Source organism: Exiguobacterium sp. USCH10 (genome assembly GCF_037619445.1).
In the GTDB taxonomy this organism is placed as follows: domain Bacteria; phylum Bacillota; class Bacilli; order Exiguobacteriales; family Exiguobacteriaceae; genus Exiguobacterium; species Exiguobacterium aestuarii_A.
The window spans coordinates 17,391-41,876 of sequence record NZ_JAQPZO010000006.1 but is presented as its reverse complement, the minus strand read 5'-3'; the positions used below and the strand labels follow the sequence as shown (position 1 = coordinate 41,876).

The 24,486-nt window shown below is 50.6% G+C and carries 28 protein-coding genes; 3 read left to right on the top strand and 25 right to left on the bottom strand.

Features of this window, described 5'->3' with window-relative positions; translation table 11 throughout:
- Nucleotides 1–11: 11 nt before the first annotated feature.
- Complete coding sequence (locus tag PQI28_RS10540; protein WP_114165849.1) at nucleotides 12–368, bottom strand: flagellar protein FlaG; 357 nt, start codon at nucleotides 366–368, stop codon at nucleotides 12–14.
- A gap of 177 nt (nucleotides 369–545) precedes the next feature.
- Between PQI28_RS10540 and PQI28_RS10535 the strand changes: the two genes are divergently transcribed.
- The gene (locus PQI28_RS10535; protein ID WP_339963254.1) at nucleotides 546–1,418 is read left to right on the top strand and encodes a DNA endonuclease; all 873 of its coding nucleotides are present in this window, start codon (nucleotides 546–548) and stop codon (nucleotides 1,416–1,418) included.
- A gap of 57 nt (nucleotides 1,419–1,475) precedes the next feature.
- Here the strand turns inward: PQI28_RS10535 and PQI28_RS10530 are convergent, their stop codons facing one another.
- From PQI28_RS10530 to PQI28_RS10500, 7 genes are all read right to left on the bottom strand, one after another.
- Nucleotides 1,476–2,765, bottom strand: coding sequence for a flagellin N-terminal helical domain-containing protein (locus PQI28_RS10530; RefSeq protein WP_339963253.1), 1,290 nt, complete (start codon nucleotides 2,763–2,765; stop codon nucleotides 1,476–1,478).
- 166 nt (nucleotides 2,766–2,931) lie between these two features.
- Nucleotides 2,932–4,260, bottom strand: coding sequence for a hypothetical protein (locus tag PQI28_RS10525; RefSeq protein ID WP_339963252.1), 1,329 nt, complete (start codon nucleotides 4,258–4,260; stop codon nucleotides 2,932–2,934).
- Nucleotides 4,261–4,370: 110 nt separating this feature from the next.
- Nucleotides 4,371–5,009 carry an EcsC family protein gene (locus tag PQI28_RS10520; RefSeq protein WP_339963251.1) on the bottom strand — a complete coding sequence of 213 codons (639 nt, stop codon included), beginning with the start codon at nucleotides 5,007–5,009 and terminating at the stop codon, nucleotides 4,371–4,373.
- Between the two features lie 120 nt (nucleotides 5,010–5,129).
- Complete coding sequence (locus tag PQI28_RS10515) at nucleotides 5,130–6,422, bottom strand: methyl-accepting chemotaxis protein (protein WP_339963250.1); 1,293 nt, start codon at nucleotides 6,420–6,422, stop codon at nucleotides 5,130–5,132.
- Between the two features lie 123 nt (nucleotides 6,423–6,545).
- Nucleotides 6,546–6,869 carry a hypothetical protein gene (locus PQI28_RS10510; protein ID WP_339963249.1) on the bottom strand — a complete coding sequence of 108 codons (324 nt, stop codon included), beginning with the start codon at nucleotides 6,867–6,869 and terminating at the stop codon, nucleotides 6,546–6,548.
- A gap of 10 nt (nucleotides 6,870–6,879) precedes the next feature.
- Nucleotides 6,880–7,707, bottom strand: coding sequence for a GNAT family N-acetyltransferase (locus tag PQI28_RS10505; protein WP_339963248.1), 828 nt, complete (start codon nucleotides 7,705–7,707; stop codon nucleotides 6,880–6,882).
- Nucleotides 7,708–7,773: 66 nt separating this feature from the next.
- Nucleotides 7,774–8,259 (bottom strand): hypothetical protein, encoded by a 486-nt coding sequence (locus PQI28_RS10500; RefSeq protein ID WP_339963247.1) that lies wholly within the window; start codon nucleotides 8,257–8,259, stop codon nucleotides 7,774–7,776.
- A 156-nt stretch (nucleotides 8,260–8,415) separates the two neighbouring features.
- On the opposite strand from PQI28_RS10500, the gene PQI28_RS10495 reads away from it, so the two are divergent.
- Nucleotides 8,416–8,916 carry a hypothetical protein gene (locus PQI28_RS10495; protein ID WP_074033734.1) on the top strand — a complete coding sequence of 167 codons (501 nt, stop codon included), beginning with the start codon at nucleotides 8,416–8,418 and terminating at the stop codon, nucleotides 8,914–8,916.
- Between the two features lie 32 nt (nucleotides 8,917–8,948).
- On the opposite strand, the gene PQI28_RS10490 is transcribed toward PQI28_RS10495, so the two are convergent.
- From PQI28_RS10490 to PQI28_RS10480, 3 genes are all read right to left on the bottom strand, one after another.
- Nucleotides 8,949–9,884 carry a DMT family transporter gene (locus PQI28_RS10490; RefSeq protein WP_339963246.1) on the bottom strand — a complete coding sequence of 312 codons (936 nt, stop codon included), beginning with the start codon at nucleotides 9,882–9,884 and terminating at the stop codon, nucleotides 8,949–8,951.
- 106 nt (nucleotides 9,885–9,990) lie between these two features.
- The gene (locus PQI28_RS10485) at nucleotides 9,991–10,278 is read right to left on the bottom strand and encodes a putative quinol monooxygenase (protein WP_339963245.1); all 288 of its coding nucleotides are present in this window, start codon (nucleotides 10,276–10,278) and stop codon (nucleotides 9,991–9,993) included.
- Nucleotides 10,279–10,391: 113 nt separating this feature from the next.
- On the bottom strand, nucleotides 10,392–11,252 hold the full coding sequence (locus tag PQI28_RS10480; protein WP_339963244.1) for a YitT family protein: 861 nt from the start codon (nucleotides 11,250–11,252) through the stop codon (nucleotides 10,392–10,394).
- Nucleotides 11,253–11,431: 179 nt separating this feature from the next.
- Here PQI28_RS10480 and PQI28_RS10475 point away from each other — a divergent pair, with 179 nt between their 5' ends.
- Nucleotides 11,432–12,346 (top strand): YitT family protein, encoded by a 915-nt coding sequence (locus PQI28_RS10475; protein WP_214693643.1) that lies wholly within the window; start codon nucleotides 11,432–11,434, stop codon nucleotides 12,344–12,346.
- A gap of 56 nt (nucleotides 12,347–12,402) precedes the next feature.
- On the opposite strand, the gene PQI28_RS10470 is transcribed toward PQI28_RS10475, so the two are convergent.
- From PQI28_RS10470 to treR, 14 genes are all read right to left on the bottom strand, one after another.
- On the bottom strand, nucleotides 12,403–13,458 hold the full coding sequence (locus tag PQI28_RS10470; RefSeq protein ID WP_339963243.1) for a GGDEF domain-containing protein: 1,056 nt from the start codon (nucleotides 13,456–13,458) through the stop codon (nucleotides 12,403–12,405).
- Nucleotides 13,459–13,551: 93 nt separating this feature from the next.
- Nucleotides 13,552–13,779 carry a carbon storage regulator CsrA gene (gene csrA, locus PQI28_RS10465; RefSeq protein ID WP_074033743.1) on the bottom strand — a complete coding sequence of 76 codons (228 nt, stop codon included), beginning with the start codon at nucleotides 13,777–13,779 and terminating at the stop codon, nucleotides 13,552–13,554.
- Entirely contained in the window at nucleotides 13,779–14,216 is a 438-nt protein-coding gene (gene fliW / locus PQI28_RS10460) for a flagellar assembly protein FliW (RefSeq protein WP_214793759.1), read from the bottom strand. Before fliW ends, csrA begins: the two co-directional genes overlap by 1 nt.
- Before the next feature lie 15 nt (nucleotides 14,217–14,231).
- A complete protein-coding gene (locus PQI28_RS10455) occupies nucleotides 14,232–14,786 on the bottom strand; it encodes a DUF6470 family protein (protein WP_339963242.1) in 555 nt (184 codons plus the stop codon).
- Nucleotides 14,787–14,813: 27 nt separating this feature from the next.
- Nucleotides 14,814–15,749: a flagellar hook-associated protein FlgL gene (gene flgL / locus PQI28_RS10450; protein ID WP_339963241.1), complete on the bottom strand. Its 936-nt coding sequence runs from the start codon at nucleotides 15,747–15,749 to the stop codon at nucleotides 14,814–14,816.
- A gap of 6 nt (nucleotides 15,750–15,755) precedes the next feature.
- Nucleotides 15,756–17,276: a flagellar hook-associated protein FlgK gene (flgK, locus tag PQI28_RS10445; RefSeq protein ID WP_337874929.1), complete on the bottom strand. Its 1,521-nt coding sequence runs from the start codon at nucleotides 17,274–17,276 to the stop codon at nucleotides 15,756–15,758.
- 14 nt (nucleotides 17,277–17,290) lie between these two features.
- Nucleotides 17,291–17,647, bottom strand: a complete 357-nt coding sequence (gene flgN, locus PQI28_RS10440) for a flagellar export chaperone FlgN (protein WP_074033757.1) — start codon at nucleotides 17,645–17,647, stop codon at nucleotides 17,291–17,293.
- 114 nt (nucleotides 17,648–17,761) lie between these two features.
- Complete coding sequence (locus PQI28_RS10435) at nucleotides 17,762–18,013, bottom strand: flagellar biosynthesis anti-sigma factor FlgM (RefSeq protein WP_074033759.1); 252 nt, start codon at nucleotides 18,011–18,013, stop codon at nucleotides 17,762–17,764.
- A 23-nt stretch (nucleotides 18,014–18,036) separates the two neighbouring features.
- Nucleotides 18,037–18,423 (bottom strand): flagellar protein, encoded by a 387-nt coding sequence (locus tag PQI28_RS10430; RefSeq protein WP_074033761.1) that lies wholly within the window; start codon nucleotides 18,421–18,423, stop codon nucleotides 18,037–18,039.
- A gap of 18 nt (nucleotides 18,424–18,441) precedes the next feature.
- A complete protein-coding gene (locus PQI28_RS10425) occupies nucleotides 18,442–19,110 on the bottom strand; it encodes a ComF family protein (RefSeq protein ID WP_339963240.1) in 669 nt (222 codons plus the stop codon).
- The gene (locus PQI28_RS10420; RefSeq protein WP_339963239.1) at nucleotides 19,107–20,264 is read right to left on the bottom strand and encodes a DEAD/DEAH box helicase family protein; all 1,158 of its coding nucleotides are present in this window, start codon (nucleotides 20,262–20,264) and stop codon (nucleotides 19,107–19,109) included. Before PQI28_RS10420 ends, PQI28_RS10425 begins: the two co-directional genes overlap by 4 nt.
- A 124-nt stretch (nucleotides 20,265–20,388) precedes the next feature.
- Entirely contained in the window at nucleotides 20,389–22,023 is a 1,635-nt protein-coding gene (treC, locus tag PQI28_RS10415; RefSeq protein WP_339963238.1) for an alpha,alpha-phosphotrehalase, read from the bottom strand.
- Between the two features lie 83 nt (nucleotides 22,024–22,106).
- Nucleotides 22,107–23,555, bottom strand: a complete 1,449-nt coding sequence (gene treP / locus PQI28_RS10410) for a PTS system trehalose-specific EIIBC component (RefSeq protein WP_214693690.1) — start codon at nucleotides 23,553–23,555, stop codon at nucleotides 22,107–22,109.
- Between the two features lie 202 nt (nucleotides 23,556–23,757).
- Nucleotides 23,758–24,465, bottom strand: a complete 708-nt coding sequence (gene treR / locus PQI28_RS10405; protein WP_337874924.1) for a trehalose operon repressor — start codon at nucleotides 24,463–24,465, stop codon at nucleotides 23,758–23,760.
- Between the last annotated feature and the right edge of the window lie 21 nt (nucleotides 24,466–24,486).

The following is a 24,486-nucleotide window of genomic DNA, read 5'->3' as shown; positions in this document are numbered from 1 at the left end:
AGAATCCTCCTTTATACCCGTTCATCGAAGAGTTGGTTGAACTCCATGAACGCCGCAAAGAAATCAAGTGATTTCTTGCTTGGGATTTCGCGGATGACTTCGTTGTTCGTATCCACGATTTGAATATAGTAGTCGTTCAATTTTTCATGTTTCATAAACTTCAAGCCCGTACGTTGTTGTTCGAGCACTTGATTCGCCTTCTCGACGGCCGCCTCTAATTTGGTGACGTGTTGAGGCGTCGGAAGAATGACGATGCCTTCGTCAGCGAGTTTTGCTTGATTCGCTTCGACGAACACGTTTTTCGTTTGTTCATACGGCAAGACGGAAGAAGGTAGGTGAAGCCGGACTTCTGAAATGGTCGGGTTCATACGTTTCTACTCCTTATTTGTTCTTCTCTTACTTAATATCGGCAAGTCAAGAAAGAAGTTCAATGGAAACTTGTTCAATGATTATTCATAATTATTTTCCTTTGAATTGAAATTCGATTATTTAAATTGGGTATTCAATATAAGAACATACATTCCCTTAAGAGAGGATAAAAAGCGATGAAATGGGCAGAATTGACGACTTTTGAGAAGAGTTTATTAATGGGGACTTTATTAGGAGATGGACACATCGGAACTCCTAAAAAGAAATATCCAAACGCGAATTTAAGATATGGAGAGCATTTTTCAATCAAGCAACTCGAATATCGTGAATGGAAATTAAACAGCGCTCCACGAATCTTTTCAAGTATCATCAAAAATAACAACGGAACGAGCGCTTCTCTCACCTCACGTTTTGACGAATTGTTTACCTGGCTTCGAGCAGAACTTTATATCGGAGGTAAAAAAAGCATTCCCCTTCATTTACTTGAAGAATGTACGGATCCAGTTTTTTTACTAGCTCTCTATTTAGATGACGGTAGCCTGTGTGTCACGCGCTCGACCCGTTCAAAAAAGCAACAAATGATTTTAACTCCTCACATCGCACTATATTTACAAGCATTTCATCCTTCTGAATTAAATTACTTAAGTCAATTCATCGAAAAAACATTTAGACATCGATTCGTGTTAAGCCGAAGAAACGATGGTCACAATTTTATTCTTCGTATTCAAAAGACGGAAGATGCTCTAAAATTCTTAGACTTTACTGTTTCTTATAGTAAGGAGATACCTTCTATGGCATGGAAACTAGATTGGGAACACCGTTTACAGATTGAGAAAGAAGCAAATCCAGATTTGACTGTCATTACTTCAAAACCTAAAAACGATTATTCAGAGGAAGAAATCGAATTGATTGTGACCTCAAAACTAAAGGGTATTTCAGATCAAGAAATTGCGGACACATTAGGACGTAGCTATTGGTCTGTTGTATACAAGTGGCAGGATATTAAGAAAAATCGATTAAAAGAAGAGCAAGCTGTGTATGTTAGTTAAAAAACACCCGCGTTTCCTTTATGGACGCGGGTGTCAAAAAGTTTGTTATAGAGCCAATTAACGAAGCAATTGAAGAACCGCTTGCGGTTGCTGATTCGATTGCGACATCATAGCTTGTGCAGCTTGGTTAAGGATGTTGTTCTTCGTGAAGTTCATCATCTCTTTCGCCATATCTACGTCACGGATACGTGACTCTGCAGCTTGAAGGTTTTCAGCACCAACACTCAAGTTGTTAATTGTGTGCTCAAGACGGTTTTGGTATGCTCCAAGACGCGAGCGTTCTGCTGATACAGTTTTAATTGCATGGTCAAGAACTTTTGTTGCAGCTGATGCTTTTGTTGCATCAGTTACATCAAGAGCACGTTCTGTTCCCGTAGTGAAATCTGAAAGTGCGTTTTCAGCTGTGTTTGCTGTAAATGCTGCTCCAGTTGCAGCTGCCGCTCCTGATGGTGAACCAGCGGCTGTACCTGCAATCCCTAATGCTGCAGCACGCATATCATTAATTGTTACAGTAAATTGCTGGCTCTGGTTTGCACCAATTTGAAGTGAAGCAGCACCATCTTTAGCTGCAGTAACTTCATCAGCACCTCCAGTTAGTGAAGCTACACTTGCTGTGCCTCGTACTTGAGTACCGTCAGTTGTAGTTACTGTGAAAGCAGCATCAGAAGCAGGGTCCGTTCCTATAGCAGCAATGATATCATCATTATCAACTGTCAACGGATTACCTGAACCGTCAGTACCTAAAGTAATCGTTAGCTTATTACCACTATATGCTGCTGAAGTAGCTACAGAGGTTCCTGATCCTTGAATAATTTCAACAGATTGGCTATCACCAGCCACTCCTGTTAACTTAGATTCGATTTTTAATGCACCGATGTCGAGACTTGATTTAACTTCTGCAGAAGGTGCTGTTGCAGCCACACCTACTTTGTTACCGTTAAGTAACTTCTGAGTGTTGAATTCTGTTGTATTACCAATACGGTTAATTTCTGATGTTAATTGGTTAACTTCTTTTTGAATTTCAACGCGATCATCAGCATTGTTTGTATCGTTGGCTGCTTGAACAGATAGTTCACGCATACGTTGTAGGATTGAATGCGTTTCGTTCAATGCACCCTCAGCAGTTTGAATCATTGAAATTCCGTCTTGTGAGTTACGTGTCGCTTGGTCTAAACCGCGAATCTGTCCACGCATTTTTTCAGAAATTGCAAGACCAGCTGCATCGTCGCCTGCGCGGTTGATGCGAAGACCTGAAGACAATTTCTCCATTGCTTTACCAGTTTGTGTTGTGTTGAACGACATGTTGCGGTGTGCGTTCATTGAGTTTAAGTTGTGGTTAATAATCATTGTAATTTCCCTCCATAGGTTTAATTTTTTCCCGCTCTTCCAAATCCATTTGTCCGAGCATGCAAGGTTTAGGCCGGCCCCTCACCCTGCATTTATTGGAACGTTTTATCGTTTCCATACTCTATATCGGAGTGTCGTTTCAAATGTTTAATCTTCTTTACAACTTTTATTGATTTTTTAGCCAGCTAATCACTCGCGATTGACTTAAACGATGATTTCCATCTTTTGTCCGGCTGATTCGATAGATACGGTATCCATCCTTTTCTTTTTTTACATATAATCGTCCCGGCACTTGATGTGATGCTCCCCAACCATATTCCTGGTACGTTGTCGTTCTTCCTTTGACACTGTTCGGTCGAAACGTCACGTTCCCAGTATGCCATCCAAGTGAAAGTTCATAAAGTGCTGCATCCACACCTGTCCGCTCTTGTTCAGACAATTCTAAATAGTCTTTTACGAATTCTGGCTCCACGAGTATGTTCGGAATACTCCCACCGATTCGACGTCCGAGCCGCTTTTCCAGGCGAGTCTCTTTTTGCATATACTTCTTCTTGTACGAACTCCACTGTTCCATCATTGCATCGTATTTGCGATTGATTTCCTCTTTTTCAAGTTCTACCTCTGTTCGTTTTTCAAGTTCTTCACTAAACAATGAATATGCTTCTTCTTGTTCTTGTCGACTCGCTTGTAATTGTTTTTGAAGGCGTTCGCTCTCTTGTATGGATAACCGAATCTGTTTTTCTTGAGACGCGACCTCATGAAGCAATTGCTGTTTCTCTCTTACCAAGCTTTCACGTACCAATTCCATTTGTGCGACTTTTTGATCAAGCTCCATTTTTTGATGTTGCACTTTTTTTAGTTCTTGTTCGTAGTGTTTATTTCGTTCATGAATTGCTTGCTCTCGCGCTTCAATCTCCTTAATCCGCGTCTCCGCTTCATGAATCTGCGCCTTAAAGAGCTCTTTCGCATTAGCTTGAAGATTATCGTCATAAAGTTGCGATGTCATGTTTTTTATTTGATTTTCTAGTTGTTGTTTTTCCACAACAAATTGTCGCAATTTTGTTTTTTGTTTTATTACTTCTTCTTGAAGATGCGCTTCCCTTGTCTTTGACTCGTCCACTTTAAACAACAGTTGCTGAACCGCAAGGCGACTTTTCATAACGACTTCTTCTTTTGCTTGAAGTTCATGATATAACATTTCAATCCGATTCACTTTTTCACGCAGTGTTTGTTGAAAACGTGCTTGTTGATCTAAGCGTTGTGTATCGTCATGCTGGTATAAGCGAGTGATGAGTTCTTGAATAACGAGATCGTGCTTCCTTAGCTTGTCCTCCACCTCACGGGTTTGCCTCCGAAACGCGATGACTCGCTTTTCTTGAGCCATCCACTCAGCCAACGCTTGACCTAGCATCGAATCCATTCCTCGCATCCATTTTTCTATGTAGAGGGCCGTCCCTTCTGTCCAACGTCTCAACTGTTTTCCTAAATCATCCACGTTTCTCATCCTTTCATTCACTATAAAATTAGTATTGCGTTACCTAGTAGCGTGCGAACTAAAATCCCTCTCAGCTTTTGCCGAGAGGGAGATATTGAAAATTATTTATTTTACGTAAGCTGCGGTGTCAGCTCGACAAAAATATCTTTAGCTGCGTTGGCAATTAATTTTGTCGTAGTCGCATCATACGTTCCCCCAATTACCCCTCCTACGAGTGGCACCATTTTCCCCATGTTAATAACGCCTTTTTGTCCAAACTTCGTCATCAATCTAAATCCAACAGCTTTGTTAATCTTTTTAATAACCTCAAAAGGTAACTTTTTAATCATATTGATTGCTAATTTCTGTCCCACTTGAACACCTGCTTGCTTTAAGATATCCGTTGCAGCTTTTCCAGTTAATGAGGCATAAACAAAAGCGCGCACTTGATCATCTTTCACATCGTACCCTCTCATAATGGCAATTGAAGCAATCATACGCATCTGAATAAACAGGACTGAACTGATATTAGCAGGAACCGCTACTGGTAATACAATCAAACCACCTAGTCCAGTCAAAAATCCACTCGTCCCACATTTAGCCAACTGCGTTGTGATTAGTTTATCAATTCCTTCGTCCACTCCATACTTATTCGTATACTCTTCGGCCAATTCATATGCTGTGTCCATCCCGGGTAAACCAGTCAATGCTTTTTCATAACCCCAATCTAATATCTCGTTCATTTTGTTAATAGTTAATTGATTTGCCATGTAATATTCCTCCCACAGTTTCATAAAATCATTATAATTCAAATTTAAGGTTTTAAATAACTTTTTTTATAATTAATGGAAATAAAAACGCCCCATCACTGGGACGTCTCCTCATCATTATTAAGCTTCCACCTTCATCTGTTCCGTCTCATTCTGCAAACTCTCCGCCACACGAACGAGCTCTGTCATCGCCCCGTTCACTTCTCCAAGACTTGCCGCTTGCTGGCTCGCCGCTGACGTCACTTCATTCGCATAACGCGATGCTTCTTCGACCATACCGACGATGTCTGCCGAATTCGTCACGACCGAATCGATTTGACCACGTGATTCATCAAGCAATGAGTCGACCGAATGGACATGGCTATACACTTCATTCGCTGAATTGTGAATCGATGCGAACGCACCACCTGCTTTTTCAACCAAGCCGACACCTGTCTCCACTTCTGCCTTCACGTTCGCCATCGAAGACGATGTATCGCCAACGAGACGTTTTACGTCCACGATGAGATCTGTGATTTCTTGTGTCGAGTTCGCTGTTTGTTCGGCGAGCTTTTTCACTTCTGCCGCTACGACGGCGAATCCACGACCATGCTCCCCGGCGCGAGCCGCTTCAATCGACGCGTTCAAGGCAAGCAAGTTTGTCTGTGCCGAGATGTCACTGATGACATCCGTGATTCGTGAGATTTCGCCTGTCATTTCTGTCAACTGGCTGTTGAGTGTCGACGATTGCTCCACTTTCCCAGCAATCGCATGCATCGCATTGACCGAAGACGACGCGAGCCCTTTCCCGCTCTCTGCTTCCTGTTGCATCTCGCTCGCCGAATCAAGCGCCGATGACATCTCTTGACGAATGCTCTCCATCGTCCGCGCGACTGCTCCGAGCAAGTCCATCGAGTTGTACGTCGCACTGACGTTGTCTTCTAACATCTTGTTGAGGGAATCCATCGCGACACGAATACTTTCGCCCGCCACGTTTCCTTCTTGGACTGACGCTGCAATTTCTTGTGCCGAACCCGTCAACTGGTCTGCCGTGTAACGCATGTTCGTCCCTTGCTCCCGAAGGTGCTCGACCATATTGTCCATCGACAAGAGCAAACGCCCCATCTCTGAACGATCTGATGTCTTCTCGTCCGCGAAGTGGACTGTCAAATCACCGTTCCCGACTTCAACGGCTTTTTCAGAAGCCATCTCGACCGCTTTGAGTGGACGACGGGCAATCAAGTAAATGACGATGCCGCCGAGTGACGAGATGAGTAACGCCACGACGGTACCGACGAGCATGACTTGACCTTGTTCCATCTCGAGTTCTGTCAAAAGCAATAGGGTGATGTAGCCGACCGCTCCGCCCGTGATAAAGGACGTGACCAAGATCCACGCGAGCAGTTGTGTCGTAAAGTTTTTAAATACTTTCACTGTGTTGTTCCTCCTCATTGTGTTCATCACTCCTTATATCGTCCGATTTCCAATGAATGTATAGCGTTTTCAGTTGAACGTTTGGTCAATGAAAAAACGTACCCCGTCCAGGAGTACGTTACGTTAGAATGCTTCATCGACACGTTCGACGTGCGTTACTCGTCGTGGAGTCGTCGCCGCGTCAATCGCGAGCGTGATTGCTGCCGCCCAGTGGAGCATCATCCCGACGATCGGAATGAACCCAAGGACCGAGGCCGTGATCCCGACGGCCGCGCCATACGAGAATCGGTTCAGTCGACTGAACGAGAGAATCAACACGATGACGTGATAGACGAACATGAATCCGAGGGGCGAATAGCCCATCCCGATGATGAAAAGACCACCGAGAATCGGGATCCCGAGAAATGCTTCAAACGCCGCACCGAGCCATTTCAGATTTTTCACCATGTGGGTCACCTCATAATTCGATCATGTAAAACTCGTAGCCGCCATTTTCTGCGAAGCCGGCACGCTTATAGATTTCGAGCGCTGCCTTGTTCTCCGTCTCGACATCGAGCTCGACTTTCGTCCGGCCCATACGGAACAGTTGTTGCACCATCTGCTTCAACATTTTCGTGCCGTAGCCTTTACCTTGCTCTCCTGCTTTGACACCGAACGCATGGATGCTTGCCGCATCATCACCGACGAGAAGGGCACGGATGACGCCGACCGGTTTGCCGTCGACTTCGCCGATATACGTCACACGGTCCGGCGTGTCGATTTGTTGATAGATGTTATCTGTCACATCGACCGGGTCACCGAACGCCTCGCTGAGTGTCGCGATGATGAGCGGGCGGTCGTCTGCCGTCGCCTCACGGAGCGATACCTCGTCCGGTTTCAAGAAGAGTTCTGCCTTCTTCAAGACGAGATTGTATTCCGAGAACTGATATGTTGCCTGAAGATGTTCAAGCACCGCCTTCCCAGACGCTGAGTTCCGGTCGATGACGAACGTGAACGCTTCACAACCGTTCAGTTTCGCATCCTGTTTCGCCGTCTCGAGCAGTGCCGTGAAGACGCCTTGCTTCCGATATTCTGGATGAACGAGCGCATTCACCTCATACTCGTTCGGGAGATACGGGAAGAGCATGAGATACCCGACGAGCGTCTCGCCGTCATATACCGCATAGTCGTTCTGTCCGACCGATTCATGACCGACTTTGACGTCGATTTTGTCGTTCGTATTGACCACCTGTTCTAACGCCTTGACGTCATCTGCCTGTCTTACTTCTTCTACTGTCCAATTCATGTACATCACCTCATTTGTATTGTAGCACAAAGGAAAAAGCCCGCCGTAGCGAGCCCACTTACGAGATTATAACGTCCGGAACTCCAACTCAGGGAGCGTCTCGATCAATTCAGCGATCTCATCCGTATGCGCCTCCGCGCCCGGGACAGCCTCTGTCGGTTCGACCCAGAAGAACGTCTTGTCGTTCGTGCCGAGATAGTTGCCGTAACCGACTTCTGTCGCGAACGCCTCTTCCGTCAACTCACGGTCGATCAAGTCCAAGTGGAACAAGAGTTGGTCGTCCCCGTCCTCGACGTTATAGTACAAATCGAACGTGCTGTAGCTCTTCGTGTCCCCGATGTCGACGACGTCCTGTGCCTTCTCGATATAGACGTCACCGCGCTCAATCGCCGCAACGATTTTTGACGGCAAGATGATCTCGTATCCGAGTTCTCGGTCACGAATCGTCTGCGTCGTATCCTCTGTCCGTCCCCGGGACGAGACGACACCGACCGTTGCCACCAATGCACCTGTCACACCGAGCGCGAACGCCCATTTCATCGATTTGTTCACAAGAACCACTCCCTAGTTGTTGATGTCTTCACTTGATTATCCCACAAGTTGATGACTTTTCATCAAATATTCTGAAAAAATGTTTCCCCTTACATTGACGACCGTCCGCCAATCCCATACGATGGTAATAACGTACTAGAGAAAAGAGGAACTGACATGTCTAACGAAACTACTTTGACGCGCGCTCAGCTCGACGCGCTCTTGAAAAACGTCTTCGCCCTTCAAATCCCGGTCATCGAGAAATTCATGACGGATTTGTTTAAACAATACGTCTCGACGGCTTCCACGTTCAAACAAGATATGGACACGATGAAAGCGACAGACTGGCACAAGCACTTCTTCGGTCAAAAGGTCATGCCGCACCTCTTCATCGAGAACCTCGGCTTCGGCGCATCATTCCGCCACCAAGGTCAAGAGAAGGTCGTCAGCATCCCGGAGAACATGACGGTCGTCAAACCGGACTCGGACGCACAGATTAAAGAGATTTTAGAGAACCTCGACAAGACGCTCGCGTCGATGGACGGAATCAAAAACAAAGGACTCGTCAAGAAGTTCTATAAAGAAACACTCGAACTCATCTGCCAACTCGGTAGCCGTACTGGTATGATGGATGACTTCTACGACAAAGTCAAAGGCAGTTTGACAACAAGTTCATGACAATGCCTCGCTCGAAGGAGCGAGGCATTTTTTTATGCTTCCTTTTCAATTGCCATCGGAAGCTCGATGAATTGGCTCCGACTATGGAAGACGACGCCGACCATGACGAGTGTGATCCCGGCCAAAGCGATTGGGGACGGCATGACCGCATGGAGGAAGAGGAACTCGCCAATCAAGGCGAACAACACCTCGAGCGCCTGCGTCGCCTCGACGGACGCCAGTTTTCCCATGTCGTGCTTGACGAGGTCCGTCGCTTTGAAAAATAGGACGGTCGCGACAATCCCTGACAACAAGGCGACGAGGAACGTCTGCCCGAGCTGGCTCGACGAGGGACGACCCGTCGTCAACCCATACCCGAACAATAAGAACCAGACCGGGAGCGACCCGAGACACATGCCGAGGATGCGTTCGAACACGTCGAGGTCCGTCTGTTGCATCATCTTACGGTTGCCGAGTGGATACGCGAAAGCCGCAATCACGACTGGGACGACACCGAGCCATAGGAAGCGAGGCTCGAACGACTCGAAAAACTCGACTTGCATCAAGACGACCCCGATCAAGATCAGACTCGAGAACCGAAGTCCTCGCCACGGGATCTGTTCGCGTGACCCATCCGCTTTCTTAAAGAGTGGTGACAACAGTGCCCCGGCGACGATTGTCACTTGCCACGTGCCTGCGATGAGCCACGGGGGTGCGACTTCAGCCGCGAGACAGATGGGAACGTAAAAGAACCCGAACCCGACCGTCCCCCAGACGATCCACGGACGCGGATTGTCCTTCAGCGCCGAGATGACCCGCTTGAGTCCACCACGTAAGGCGACGACGACTATCAACAGTGGGATCATCCATAAAAAGCGGAGCGAGGCACTATAGGCGAAGCTACCTCCCCCGACTTGCATCACTTCATTCAACACGAACGTGCTCGCAAAAAACAAGGCCGCGAAGACACCGAGTATGAGTGGACGCATACGTTCCCTCCTTTCCGAATCCTGTCTTGTTCTCGGTATCCATCTCTTTCTCCTGCAAAAAAGACGGACGACACGTGGTCATCCGCCTGTTGATTCGATGATTCCGTCACGTCCGCAGTTCGAGCGCGGCGATCCGCTCCATCCGCTCGAGGATGGGCTTCGCCTGATCGATATACGCCCTCACTTCAGCAAGCGACAACGACGCCGCATGCGCATCCTCACTCCGCCACACTTCATAGACGAACACCGTGTCCGCCTCATCGAGCGATACGTGGACCCGATACGATTCACAGTCCGACGTCGCCTCCATCTCCCGTGCCGCTTCCGATAAAATCGCCACGAGTCGGTCGCGTTGCCCCGTTTTTGTGACGAGCTTTCCGATCAGTGCATACATGCTCCATCCTCCCCTTTCCCTTGCCTCGTCTCATTCCACTTTTTGCGTCCGATTTCCTGCCTTACGGGTTCACACGTGTGGAGGTAAAAAAACGGACGGCGCATGGCCCTCCGTCAGTGAATATCGCGTTTTTGAAAATTCCCGCCTTTGACCTCTGTCACCTCGTACACGACGACGAACGCTTTCGGGTCGACTTGATCGATGATGTCCTTGATCTTTCGTTCTTCGAGCCGGTTGATGACACACGTGATTTCGTAATAGCTCTCTTTAGAATACGCCCCTTGGATCTGATTCAACGTGGCGCTCCGCCCGAGACGGTCCCGAATCGTCTCGACCATTTCATGCGGTTCACTCGTGATGATTTTGAACGTCTTCGCACCGCTCAATCCCTCTTCGACGATATGAATCACTTTTGAGGCGATGAAATAAGCGATCGCCGACAAGACGGCTCCTTGAAGCCCGAACACTGTCGAGACGACGATGAACACGAACGTATTCAAAAATAGAATCAAGTCACTCGTCCCGAACGGCAGTTTACGGGACAAGAGGACGGCCAGCATATCGATCCCGTCGAGCGCCCCCCCGTTACGGAGGGAAATCCCCATCCCGAACCCGAGGATGATTCCGCCGACCACGGTGATGAGGAGCGCGTCGCCCTCGATGATCGTCGGGACATGGTGCATGATCACCGTACCGACAGACAACGACGCAATCCCTGTGACCGAAAGGATGGCGAAACTTTTCCCAATCTGTTTATACCCGAGATAGATGAACGGGATATTGAGAATCCCGAGAAAGATCCCGAGCGGCAACCCTGTTAGCTGCGACCCGACGATACTGATGCCGGTGACGCCCCCGTCCGACACGTTGTTCGGGATGAGGACGGACTCCAACCCGTACGCCGCGATGAGTCCGCCGATGATGTTCATGATGATTTGAAACCCCATCAACCAGGCCCTATTCTCTCGTTTCATGATGCATGGACCTCCTTCTCATGTTCAACAACCTTCTAAGCCTACCACAAAATAATACTGAAATAATTTACAAGGAATCATCAATCTATTCTGAATATTCATGTCAGATTCTCTGTCCTAAAGGATTTTGTATCGGCTCGTTTTGGTATACTTAAGAAAATGGAAAGGGGGCACCACGTATGCAGCGTACACCCATGCCTTCCCCGACACCGGAGGAAGTGCAGCGCTTAAGGCGCGAACATAATCCGATCAAGGCGTCCGAACTGTTTGCGAAAGTCGTCCTCTTGCTACTCGGTTCCCTCGTCTTCGCGGTCGGCCTGGAGGCGTTCCTTGTTCCGAATCAGATCATCGACGGCGGGATCGTCGGGGTCTCGATCATCGTGTCGTATTTGACGGAGACGAAACTCGCCATCTGGCTCGTCCTGTTCAACTTGCCGTTCATCTATTTCGGGTATCGGCAAATCGGGAAAACGTTCGCCGTCGTCACGTTGACGGCGATCCTGCTCATGTCGGCGTTCACGATCGTCCTGCATGACATCAAGCCGTTCACGGACGATTTGCTGTTGTCGACCGTCTTCGGGGGCTTCTTGCTTGGTGCCGGGATCGGGCTCGTCATCCGCGCTGGTGGGTCGCTCGACGGGACGGAGATTCTCGCCGTCGCTTTCACGAACCGGTTACCGTTCTCAGTCGGAGAGATCGTCATGTTCTTCAACATCTTCATCCTCGGGACGGCCGGTTTCGTCTTCAGCTGGGACCGGGCGATGTACTCGCTCCTCACGTATTTCATCGCGTTCAAGACGATCGATGTCGTCTTGGAAGGGATCGATCAATCGAAGGCGGCGTGGATCATCACGAACGCACCGGAAGAAATCGGTCAGGCGATCATGGACCGGCTCGGTCGGGGCGTGACATATCTCCACGGAGAAGGGGCCTACACGGGAGACGGGAAGAAGGTCGTCTTCACGGTCATTAGCCGACTCGAGGAGACGAAATTAAAAGACATCCTCGACGACTATGACGAAAAGGCGTTCCTCGCCATCGGCAATATTCACGACGTCCGTGGCGGACAGTTCAAGAAGAAAAACATTCACTAAACGTGAAATCCCCTATAACCGCTGGACACCATTTGCCAACGGTTATAGGGGATTTTTTAGGCGAAGCGGACCTGGTCCCGTCCATTCCGTTTCGCATCATATAAAGCCTCGTCCGCTCGTTCGAACACGACCATGCTCGGTTCGTGCCCGGCGACCGCGGCACCGATTGAGACGGTCATCGGGATGACCTCGCCCTGACATTCGAACGTCGTGTGGCGAACGGTCTCGACTAACGATTCGGCCACTTCTTTCGCCTGCTCACTACCCTCGATCACGAGCAAGAACTCCTCCCCGCCGTAACGACCGACGAACCCGCCTGGCGGACAGTGCCGTTCGAGCGTCTGACCGATATGTCTGAGCGCGGCGTCTCCTGCCAGATGACCATATGTATCGTTCAACTGCTTGAAGTGGTCGACATCGATGACGAGTAACGTCCATGGCTTCCCGGACATCTCCAAGTCGTTCATCTGTTCGAGCGTCCGGTAACGGTTCGGGAGTCCCGTCAATTCATCGACGGTCGCCCGATGCGTATGCAGGAGGAACATCCATAGATGCGTCTCGAGCTTCTTCGCCCCCCAATAACAGAGCCACGCCCCGAGCGACAGCATAAGGAAATACGGGATGAAGACGTTCACGAACACCATCGTATCCACACTGCCGGTCACGCGAATCAAGACGAGGAGCGCACCGAATCCGACATAGACGGCATATCCTCGTGAGCGATGCATCGGGACACGCGAAAGGAGAAGCGAAAAGATGTAAAAAACGACGAACATGAGAATCGAATCGACGAACGGGGCACTCATCCCATGCAGCGTCATGCGCCCGATAAAGATGAGCGCGAGCGTGACGACTGCACCGAACGGTCCGGCGTACGTTGCCGACAAAGCGATCGGGATGAGACGGAGGTCGATCCTCGCATCTCCAAGCTCGATGGCGTTTAAGGTCAGCAAAATCGCCGTCAATCCGTTCGATACCCCGAACCAAAAACGGACGAACAATGGGGAGGACGGTTGAATCGGCAAGACCGTCCGCATCACATAGAACGTGAGCGACATGAGTAAAAAGATGATACTGATATTAATAAAAAACTGGTTGATGACCGTTCCCATCGATTCCCCTCCTTCCCTTTCCGTTTCCATCCTATCCCAACTAGGTGAAAAATGTCACCCTTACATTCTATATTTACAAAAAAAGTCGAAAGCTCACGCTTCCGACTGCTTTTTGATCATTTGTTTCATCAAGTTGGCACTGTCTCGTGCCGACTCGTTCTCTTCTTGCATCTGAATGTACACTTCATGTCGATGGATATCGATATGGCGCGGGGCATCGATGCCGAGTTTTACCTGGTCACCCTCGATGGCGAGCACCGTGAGCGTCACGTCATCCCCGATATGAATCGCCTCGCCTTGTTTTCGTTTCAATACGAGCATCAGCGCACCTCCGCCTTCGTGCCGCCGAGCGGATAACGGGCCGGGTAGGCATCGTCTAAGATGACTTGCTTCCCGCGACGTTCCTTCGTCTCGATGACGATCGGCGCCTTCAAGTTGAGCGTCGATGCATCGAACGGCTCACGGAGCGTGACGATCGAGTAGACAGAGACGTGTTCCGCTTCTGCGATCCCGAGCTGATCCTTCGCCCCGTCCGACAGTTCGAACGAATAGTCCGCCTTATGCCAGAACGGATTCGTCACGACGAACGCACACGCTTTCTCTTCGATTGACTGGAGCGACCAGAACGGCAGCTCTTCCCCGTATGGAATCAACACGAACGTCTTCGAGTCCGGGAATCCTGGAATCTCACTGACGAACGTAATCGTCTCCGCTTCATTTATTTCAATCTTGCCAAAGTAGTCTGTTTCAATGAACATGGATTGTCCTCACTTTCAACGCGTTTCATCATACATCCCACCGACCGGCCACATCTCGAGCGATGCCTGTTGACGGAGGGAAAGGTCCGTCGTCCACGGCGTGAACGAGATGTCCGCCGGTGTGAGCGATACATCAATCTGTGGCGGTGTGATATTCCATTCGATTTTCACATCCGCCGGCGTATACTTCAACTTGACACGGTCAATCGATTTCGGCATATAGCCCATCTCAACGATCGGATACGGGTCGTTCACTTTCTCTGCCGCCATCGAGGCAATCGGGTTGCCGTTCTCGATGCGCATCATGCGGTCCCCTTCACGGGCGATGTTCATCATCGCCTCGCGGGCTCCTTGTTCCCCCATCTGTCCGAACGATTGACCGAGTTCGAGCGCCCCTTTCAGGTTGCTCTCACTCCGTGCCACCGACGAGTCGACTTCAAGTTTCCCTTGAGTCGTCTGTTGCGTCATCTCAGCTTTCCCTTGCTGTATCGACATGTCCGCCCGACCTTGACGCATCTCGAGCACTGGTCGGTTTGAGGTCATCTGGATGGCAGCAAACGTTTGCCGCATCTCAAGTCTCGCGAGATTCATGACCGATTACCGGAGGAAGTCAAGGAGCGTCGGTTGAATGATACGGGCCCCGGCAGAAAGTGCGGCGCGGTGTACCGTCTCATGCGACTTCAACTCCATGATGACTTTCTCGACGTCGATGTCTTCGTTATCAGACATGATCGTCTTCGCGATGATCTCGTGGTCTTGTAGACGATTGTCGACGAGCTCCAAACGGTTCGCACGGGCACCGAGCTCCGACCGCTCCGTGATCAAGTTCTGCCCGATCGTATCGAGCGTCTCAAGCTGGGCCGATAAGTCGGCACCACCCGTATTTTCATCGGCGAGCAGACCGCTCAGCTGTTTCAATCCTTCAAAAAGCTCTCGGCCGAAGACGGTCTCCGGCTGCATGTTCACTTGCATCGTGATGCCTTTTGAGACTTCGAACTCAATTTTCCCGCTCGCCGTCGGAGGACCGTCCGTTCCATAAATCGACTCGAGCGTCGCCCCTGGCGCTTCATTCAAATAGTCTTTCAGCGCCTGCATGTCAATGAGCGGTTGATCCGTTTTCGTCCCGTTATAAATATACTTCTCGCCCGCCTTCGAGTTGGCGAGTGAGCCGATATGTTCGATCAACTGGTCGACCTCACTCTTGATGATCGCGCGCTGTGATGACTCGTACGTGTCGTTCGCGGCTTGCGTCGTCAATTCCCGAATCCGTTTGACGGCTTCCGTGACCTCGTTCAAGGTCGAGTCCGTCATGTCCATCCAGCTCGTCGCCTCGCTGACGTTACGGCGGAATTGGTCGACTTCCCGTACCTCGGTCCGGTACCGGATCCCTTGCATCGCGACGACCGGGTCCTCCGATGCCTTTTGAATCCGCTTCCCGCTGATCAATTGTTCCTGGACGCGGGCGAGCGTGTTATAGCTACTCGATAAGTGTTTCAAGTTCGTCTGTGTGAGCATCGTCTGTGTGACACGCATCAGTCATTACCTCCCAACGACACCCATGCCGTTAATGATTTTGTCGAGCATCTCGTCGACGGCCGTGATGTTTCGTGCCGCCGCATTGTATGCATGTTGATATTGGATCATCATCGTCATCTCTTCATCGAGCGACACCGCGCTTACCGACTGGCGGCGCTGGTCCGAGCTACTCAAGAGGGCGAACGTGCTCTTCGCGAGGTTCGCGTTCTGGCTCGCCTCGACCGCCATGTTCCCGATGACGTTTTGATAGTATTTCCCGATCGATGTCGTCGTCGTGGCCGACCCGGCAAAACTTAAGGCCATCTCTTTTAAGCGTGCGAGTTCGAGTGCCCCGCTCCCATCCCCGATATTGCCGTCTTTTGAGGCAGCGATCAAGTCAAGGTTACTCATGAACGTCTCGTTCACTTCGATGTTCGACGCTTTGATGTCGGTGTTCGTGTTCGTCCCTGCGTTCACGAAGAAATCGTTTCGTCCGTCGGTCCCTGATGCATCTTTGTTCGTCATGTGTGCGTCGTTGAACGCCGTCGCGAACACGCTCGCCATCTCGTCTAAGTCTTTGAGCATCTTCGTATACGCCCCATCCGCCGCTTCAGGACCCGATTGGCTTCCGTACATCTCAACGAGTGCTCGTAATTTGCCGTTCGGCATGTCTTGGAGCGTCATCGTCTCAGCTGTTGCAGCATCTGCCGCGCGATACGACGACTCGGTCACTTCCCCGACACCACCCGTGATACCATCGACCAATTTGATCGGATTCGGATTTCCTGGCACGGTGATCTGGATGTCGATCCGTCCTTCTGCGACACGTTGCGAGTTCCCACGCGTCTCCCCGTTCAAGTAATCGACGGGCACACGCTCGAACTCGATATATTGCGAAAGCTCGTCCATGTAACGGTCGCGCTCGTCATACAGTTCGTTCGGCAAGACGCCAAGTGGTTCCGCGTCCCCGATTTGACGGTTCACGTTATTGATCTTCGTCAACAGGTCGTTAATCTTTTTCGACACGACGCCCGCTTCCGCTTTCAAATCGTCTTGTACTTTCGTCAGCGACGAAGACATGTAGTTGAACGTCTCGGCGAGCGTCATCGCCCGCTGGCGGACGACGCTTCGTGCACCCGTATCGTCCGGGTTGACCGACAAATCCTGAAGTGACGCCCAGAACAAGTCGAGCGATTTGGCAAGTCCGTTCTCAGACGGTTCATTGATGATGTCCTCCATCCGCCCGAACGCCGCCTCTTTCGTCGCATAGAACGCATTCTTCACCGACTCGTCGCGATACTGTTGGTCAATCATGAGATCGCGAATCCGGGCGAGCGTTTCCCCACGTACCCCGGTCCCGAATTGTCCGGCTTTCGTGCCACCGAAGTTGACCGAGAGTTGTTCCGTCATCCCAAGGGTGAGGCGTTGGCGTGAATAGCCAGGGTTTGAGGCGTTCGCCACGTTGTTCCCCGTCGCCTGGAGCGCCCATTGGTGTGTCGTCAGGCTGCGGCGCGCCGTCTCTAATCCCATAAATGTTGAGCCCATTCTGTACTTCCTCCTTAAACGTCACGGCTGAACGAGCGTGTTTCAAACGCCTGTTGTCCGTATGTGAAATCATCTGCTTCTGGCAAGAGCATATCCAAGTGCCAGGTAATATAACGCAGGGACTGTTCGAGAAGCGATGCGTTCAATTCGTTCTGACGCTTCAACTCGAACAAGACCGGTCTCAGTTCCTCTATCTCTTCATCGTCCAATTCATACGTCCCTTGAAGTCGTTCCGCTTCTTTTTGTGAGATTTGTCGGACGAGTTTCGCCTCTTCTTTGACGAGCGCGCTAAAAGCGGCCATGTCATTTTGGACGAGCAGCTGTTCTTTCGTATAGGCCAATTCGAGTAAACGTTTATGTAATGTGAGCATGAGTCTCTCCTTTTTTCAAAAAAAGAGCCGACTAAAGAAAGGGGTGCCCCTTATTTAGTCAGCTTCCGTGCCGTGTTATTCAGTGCGAAGGCCTCAAACGGACCTCGCTTCCATTCATCCTTGTAGAAAGCGTTTGGCGATTTCACGCGCGTCCCGTGAATACGTGCCCGCATCAATCTCTGCTTTCAAAGCGTCGATTTTTGCGAGACGGTCCGGATGTTTCACCGGTTCTTCAAACCGGGCGCGGGCTTCCGCCGAGATTGACAATTGGTCCGTTTGGCGTGATGGCGCGGGCTTCGGCTCGACTTGCGTTTTCTTTTCATAAGTGTTCGGTAAATGTACCCACTTGGCTGAATCGATGCGCATGCGTCTTCCCCCTCTTCATGATGTTAATCCAAACGATAAGCGCGAGCACTTGACGACTTCGTCAAGCTCTCTTGTAGACTAGACAGTTCCTTCTGCATATCTCTCTGGCAGTTCGAACAGACTTTCCCTTCGTTCGTCGGTTGACCACAACGTACGCAGCCGACGAGGAGTTCCGGGTTGTCCTTGATGATCAGGCGTCCTTCATGGATATATCGCGTGATATCAAGTTCCGACACACCCGTCGCTTCGACGAGGGCGCCGATGTTCGTTGATTTGTTTTCTGGTTCACGAATGAAGTCACGGACTTTCAAGAAGTTTTGGAAGTCGACTTCACTACATGATGGGCAATAAGGCGAGCGACCTTGTTTCATAAACAAGCGTCCGCACATTTGGCAAGATGCTGCATCCATTGGTTTCACCTCTGCCTTTTATATCGGACGGGTTTTTGATTTGTTTAGCGCCCGAAATAAGCAAATCGCAGAAACTTCTGTTGCACCTGCCTGCCGCAGTGAAAATGCCGCCTGATGGAGCGTCGTCCCTGTCGTATAAACGTCGTCTACAAGAATGATTTTCCCACATTTCACTGAAGTTGGTACAGTGAAAGGATTCGTTCGGTGTCGTCTTTCTTCTTTCCCGAGTTCGCGTTGACTCGAAACCTCGGTTTTCTCGATCAGTTGCCGGGTCGGACCAATCTTTCGTGCGAGCACATCCGCTTGGTTGAAGCGACGCAATTGGAGTCGTTCGTCACTGAGCGGGACGGGAACATATGTCGCACCAGGTTCTCGCAGTGCCCGAAGTTTTGGTGCGACCGATGCGGCGATGACGACGTCGCCACTGAATTTGAAGCGATGTAGCCACTCGATTCCCGCCTCGTCATAGGCGTACAGGCAACGGACGGTCAAATCAGAGCCGAGCGCGAGCCAGCGGATGCAATCTGAGCACGTCTCCCCCGTCTCGTTCGGTTGACCACAGCGCGGACAGCCTTTCCCGAGCGGCGTCAGTCGGTCCTCACATGACGGGCACACCCAGTCGCGTCGCCATAACGTGGCCGGTGTCCACGGGACGGTCATCGGTTGGTGACAGAGAAGACACTTCATCGACTGTTCGCCTTCACGATCGCCCGGATGGCGAGATCTTGCCGAAACGTCCGTTCATGATAAAAGAAACAGACCTCCCCTGTCGGCGCATCGGGTTTTCGTCCGGCCCGTCCTGCCATTTGGATAAGCCCCCGTGTCGTGAAGAGTCGATGTTCGCTCTCAAGCACCCCGACCTGCACGTCTCGGACCGTCATCCCCCGCTCCCAAATCGATGTCGCGAGGACGATTCCCTCCGTCTCTTGGAGCCAGTGAAGCGCGTCGGTCCGCTCCTCGGTCTCGGCCGATACCGTCCGACATGTAAACCCTGCTTCTTCTAACGTCTTACGATATTGCTCGAGGTGAGGCTTTGTCGGCACGAACAAGAGACGCGGTTTTGCGGCGTGACGTCGACAGAAGTCGAAAACCCGTTCGTCCGACTGTTTGACGAGTGTCGGCACCGGCAAATCAAATCCGTGATAACGGCGGGACAGATGCACCGTCGAAACCATCTGTTGCCAAGCGGTCGGAGTCGCAGTGATGAAGACAAACACCCCTTTCCCGACCCGATAGATGGTGCGCCATAACGTCACGTCAAAAGCGAACGGGAAGGCATCGGACTCATCGACGAGGACATAATCGAACACATGGCGCACATTAAGCAGGAGCGGTGCCGTCGCGACGGTGATCATCCCGATGGAGTCTTTCTCCCCGCCCCCATATCGTTTCGTGACGGGGACGGTGAATGCCTGTTCGAGCCGTTCTACCCATTCGATGGCGACGTCTTTCCGCGGCGACACGATCAATACCCGTTTCCCTTCATTGACGACCTTCTCAATCACCGGGAACGTCATCTCGGTCTTTCCGGCACCGCATACCGCATGGACGAGACCGGTCTTCCGTTCGTCCCACCATGTGAGCAGTTGATTTGCGACCATCATTTGGGCTGGTGCGAGCTCGAACGGCATCGTCAATTTGGTCGTTTCGAGTGGTGTCGTGATGTCCCGCTCTTCTAGAAAGTCACATCGGCAGACCCGTCCAAGATGAAGACAGTTCCGACAGTAGGCACACGAGCCGTGATGACAGGTGAACGTCCGGACATTCGTGCTGAGGCAGCGTTGACAGATGCCGAAGCGGATGGCGCGTGTCCCGTTTGATGCGACGAGGAGTTCCCCCATATCTCTTTGCTCCTTTTTCCTTTCACGCTAACAGATTGGACCTCTGAGTACGACTCGGCTTACGAAAGACAACCGAACGACTAAACACAAATAGGACCCGACGAAAAAGTCGGGTCCTACCTGCTTATTTCTGTTTGTAGAACATGATCGCCTCGTACGGACGAAGGGACAACGTCATCCCGTCGAGCTCAGGCACGTCGTAGTTGTGGCTGACGACGCTCACCCGCTCGAAACCTTCCGGGATGGTGTACGTCGTTTCCGTTCCATAGAAGTTGGCAACGACGAGGAGCTCCTCGCGGTCCGTCTTCCGTGTATATGCCCAAACGTCTAACGAATCAGGCGTGAGGAGCGTATAGTCCCCGTCCGTCAAGACGTCAAGTTCTTTTCGTAATGAAATCAAGTTCTTGTAGTGGTAGAACACCGAGTTCGGGTCATCGAGCGCCGCTTCGACGTTCACGTCCTGGTAGTTCGGTGCCACGTTGATCCACGGTGTGCCGTTCGTGAAGCCGGCATGCGTCGTCGCATCCCACTGCATCGGCGTCCGCGAGTTGTCGCGTGACTTTTGTTTGATGGCTGCCATCATGTCTTCATGCGACACACCTTCTTCGCGTTTCAACTTATAGTTGTTGAGCGTCTCGATGTCACGGTACTCGTTCAAATCATCAAAGCCAGGATTCGTCATCCCGATCTCTTCTCCTTGATAGATGTACGGTGTCCCTTGGAGTCCGTGGAGCACGGTCGCAAGCATCTTCGCACTCTCGACGCGATGGTTCGTGTCGTTCCCGAAACGGCTGACGACACGCGGTTGGTCGTGGTTGCACCAGAAGATGGCGTTCCATCCCTTCCCGTGCATCCCTTGTTGCCACGTCGACATGATGTCTTTCAACTGGATGAAATCGAACGGGGAGGCCACGAATTTCTCGCCGTTCGGATAGTCGACTTTCAAGTGATGGAAGCTGAACGTCATGCTGAGCTCGTTCTCGTCCGGGTTCGAATAGCGCACGCAATGGTCGAGCGTCGTCGACGACATCTCCCCGACCGTGATGACGTCATGCCCGTCAAATACTTCTCGGTTCATTTCTTTCAAATATTCATGGATGCGTGGCCCGTCCGTGTAGAACTTCCGACCGTCCGACTCGTCTTCCGGGAAATCTTGTTCTTTTGAGATCAAGTTGATGACGTCGAGACGGAATCCTTTGATTCCTTTCTCGCGCCAGAAGCGCATCATCTCATAGACGTCTTCACGCATCTGTTCGTTCTCCCAGTTCAGGTCGGCCTGAGTCACGTCGAACAAGTGGAGATAGTATTGCCCGCTCTTCTCGTCATATTCCCACGCGTTCCCACCGAACTTCGATTCCCAGTTCGTCGGCTCGTCGCGCCAGATGTAGTAGTCACGGTACCGCTCGTCTCCCGCCAATGATTTCTGGAACCATTCATGGTCTGTCGACGAGTGGTTGACGACGATGTCCATCATGAGGCCAATGCCCCGCGCCTCTGCCTCACGGATCAATTCGTCGAGGTCTTCCATCGTGCCGTAAGACGGATCGATGGCATAGTAATCACTCACGTCATAGCCGTTGTCGTGTTGAGGTGACTGATAGACAGGCGTCATCCAAATGTATTCGATGCCGAGTTCTGCCAAGTAATCTAGCTTCGCCGTCACCCCTTTGATCGATCCGGTCGCGTTTCCTTCCGGACTGTAAAAGCTTTTCGGGTAAATTTGATAGACGACTGATTTGCGCCAATTTTTCTGTGTCATCAACGACATCTCCTTTTTTGTAAGAGTTTTCATTTCAATAGGAAAGAGGGAAGAACTGCCGTCCCTCCCTCCCGAGTCAATGCTTATGCGACTTTATTTTCTTCGATTTCACCTTTCTTCATGTAACGCTTCGACAAGATGAATGTGAGCGCGAACGGTACGATGATCGCGATGATCATCCCGACGATGAAGAGAAGGATTTTGTCTGTGAAGATTGAGAGGAATCCAGGGAGTCCTCCGACACCGATCGCGATTGCTTGAACATCATTCAATGTGATGAAGATGGCTGCGATCGCTGACCCGATCATTGCAGAATAGAACGGGAATTTATTCGGCAAGTTGACCCCGAACATCGCCGGCTCCGTGATCCCGAAGTAAGCCGAGATTGCTGAAGTCGATGCCATGCTCTTTTGTTTCGCGTTGTGCTTGTAGACGAAGAACATGGCGAGTGCAGCAGAACCTTGCGCGATATTTGAGAGTGCGATCATCGGCCAGATGAACGTACCGCCTGTATCTGCGATCAACTGAAGGTCGATGGCGATGAACAAGTGGTGCATCCCTGTGACGACGAGTGGTGCGTAGAACAATCCGAAGAGGAGTGCCCCGACGACCGGTACGGCTTCAAACGTGTTGACGAGTCCTGTCGCAATCACATTACCAATTCCGCGTGTGATTGGTCCAACGATTGCGAGTGCAAGGAATCCAGTGACAACGATCGTCGTGATCGGAACGACCAAGAGTTGAATCGCATTCGGTACACGTTTTTTCAAGAACATCTCAATTTGGCTCAAAATATAAGCCGCGGCGAGAACCGGCAAGATTTGACCTTGATATCCGACTTTCTCAATCTCGAACAATCCGAGGATATCGAACGTCGGTACTTCTCCTTCAAGTGCCGCTGTTCCGTAGCCCCAAGCGTTCAAGAGGTCCGGGTGGACAAGCAAGAGACCCATGACAATCCCGAGCACTTCGCTTCCGCCGAAACGTTTCGTCGCCGACCATCCGACAAGTGCCGGTAAGAAGACGAATGACGTGTTCGCCATCATGTTGATGAGGTCCCAAAGTCCTTGTAAGTTCGGATAAGCCTCGATGAGCGTCTGCCCGTCGATGAAGAGACCTTCAGAAGCAAGTAAGTTGTTGATCCCCATGAGGAGACCGGCCACGATGATGGCTGGAATGATTGGCATAAAGACGTCAGAGAAGACTTTGACGAGTTTTTGAAGCGGATTCATTTTTTTGCCGCCTGCGGATTTGACCTCGGCGACCGTTGCCGCCTCAAGTCCTGCGAGTTTAATGAACTCGGCATAGACACGGTCGACATCACCGGCTCCGATGACGATTTGATACACGCCCGAGTTCTCGAACGCCCCTTTGACGAGATCGACTTCTTTCACACGCGCCTCATCGACTTTTGACTGGTCTTTGAGGGAGAGACGGAGACGTGTCACACAGTGTGCGGCTTTGTCCACGTTGTCTTTGCCGCCGATCGCTTCAAGGATGTCTGCGGCAATTTGACGATAATCTGCCTTCATGTTTATTGTCCTCCTTTGTTTGAAAACTTCAAATGAAAACGGTTACTTATGAGTACAAACAAAGTATAACTTATCTATATAAGTTAAGTCAACAACTTATATATACAAGTTTGAGTGAAGGTACTGTGACTAGATTCATTGTAAAAAATTCCCTTAATCGAGTTCACGTAAACAAAAAACCTCTTCCTGTTCGAAAGAGGTTTTAGCGCCGGGCGACGTCACTGAACTGGAACTTGTCCAAGCGGTGACGCGATTCCGTATATTCGAATTGTTGTCCTTCATATAAGAACGTATCGTTCGTGATGACGATGACATATTCATAGTCATGCAAATCAAGACGCATCCGGTCGAGCTCGGTCACGTCTTCCGCCGCAATCTTTCGTTTGGCGTAGCTGATCTGTAAGCCGAGCTCTCCTTCGATATAGCCATAAATCGAACGAGCAGCGATTTCTTCTGTCAATCCAGGAACGAGGTCTTTGACGAAATAGTTGATATCGAGGATGACGTTCTCCCCGTCAAAGTTTCGGACGCGTTCGATGCGAAACACATGCGTTCCCGGTTTCAAGTTCATCCGTTCGACGAGCCAAGGTGGGGCCTCCATCTCTTCGAACGCCGCAACGTGCGTCTGGATGGAGCGACCGAGCATGCTGGCGTACACTTCTGAGAAACTGACGATCCCATTGAATTGAAACTCGATCTGGTCGCGCTTCAACACAAAGACACCTTTCCCGTGGTGCTTCCGGACGTACCCGTTTTCCTGTAAGAGATCGAGTGCCTTTCGGACCGTCCCCCGACTTGCCTCGAACTGATGCATCAGCTCCGTCTCCGACGGGAGTTTCGAGTCTGCAGGTCTCGTGCCGTTCCGCATCTCTTCTGCCAACCGCTCAAATATTTGGCGATATTTCGCCATCGCATTCCCTCCTCCATTGAA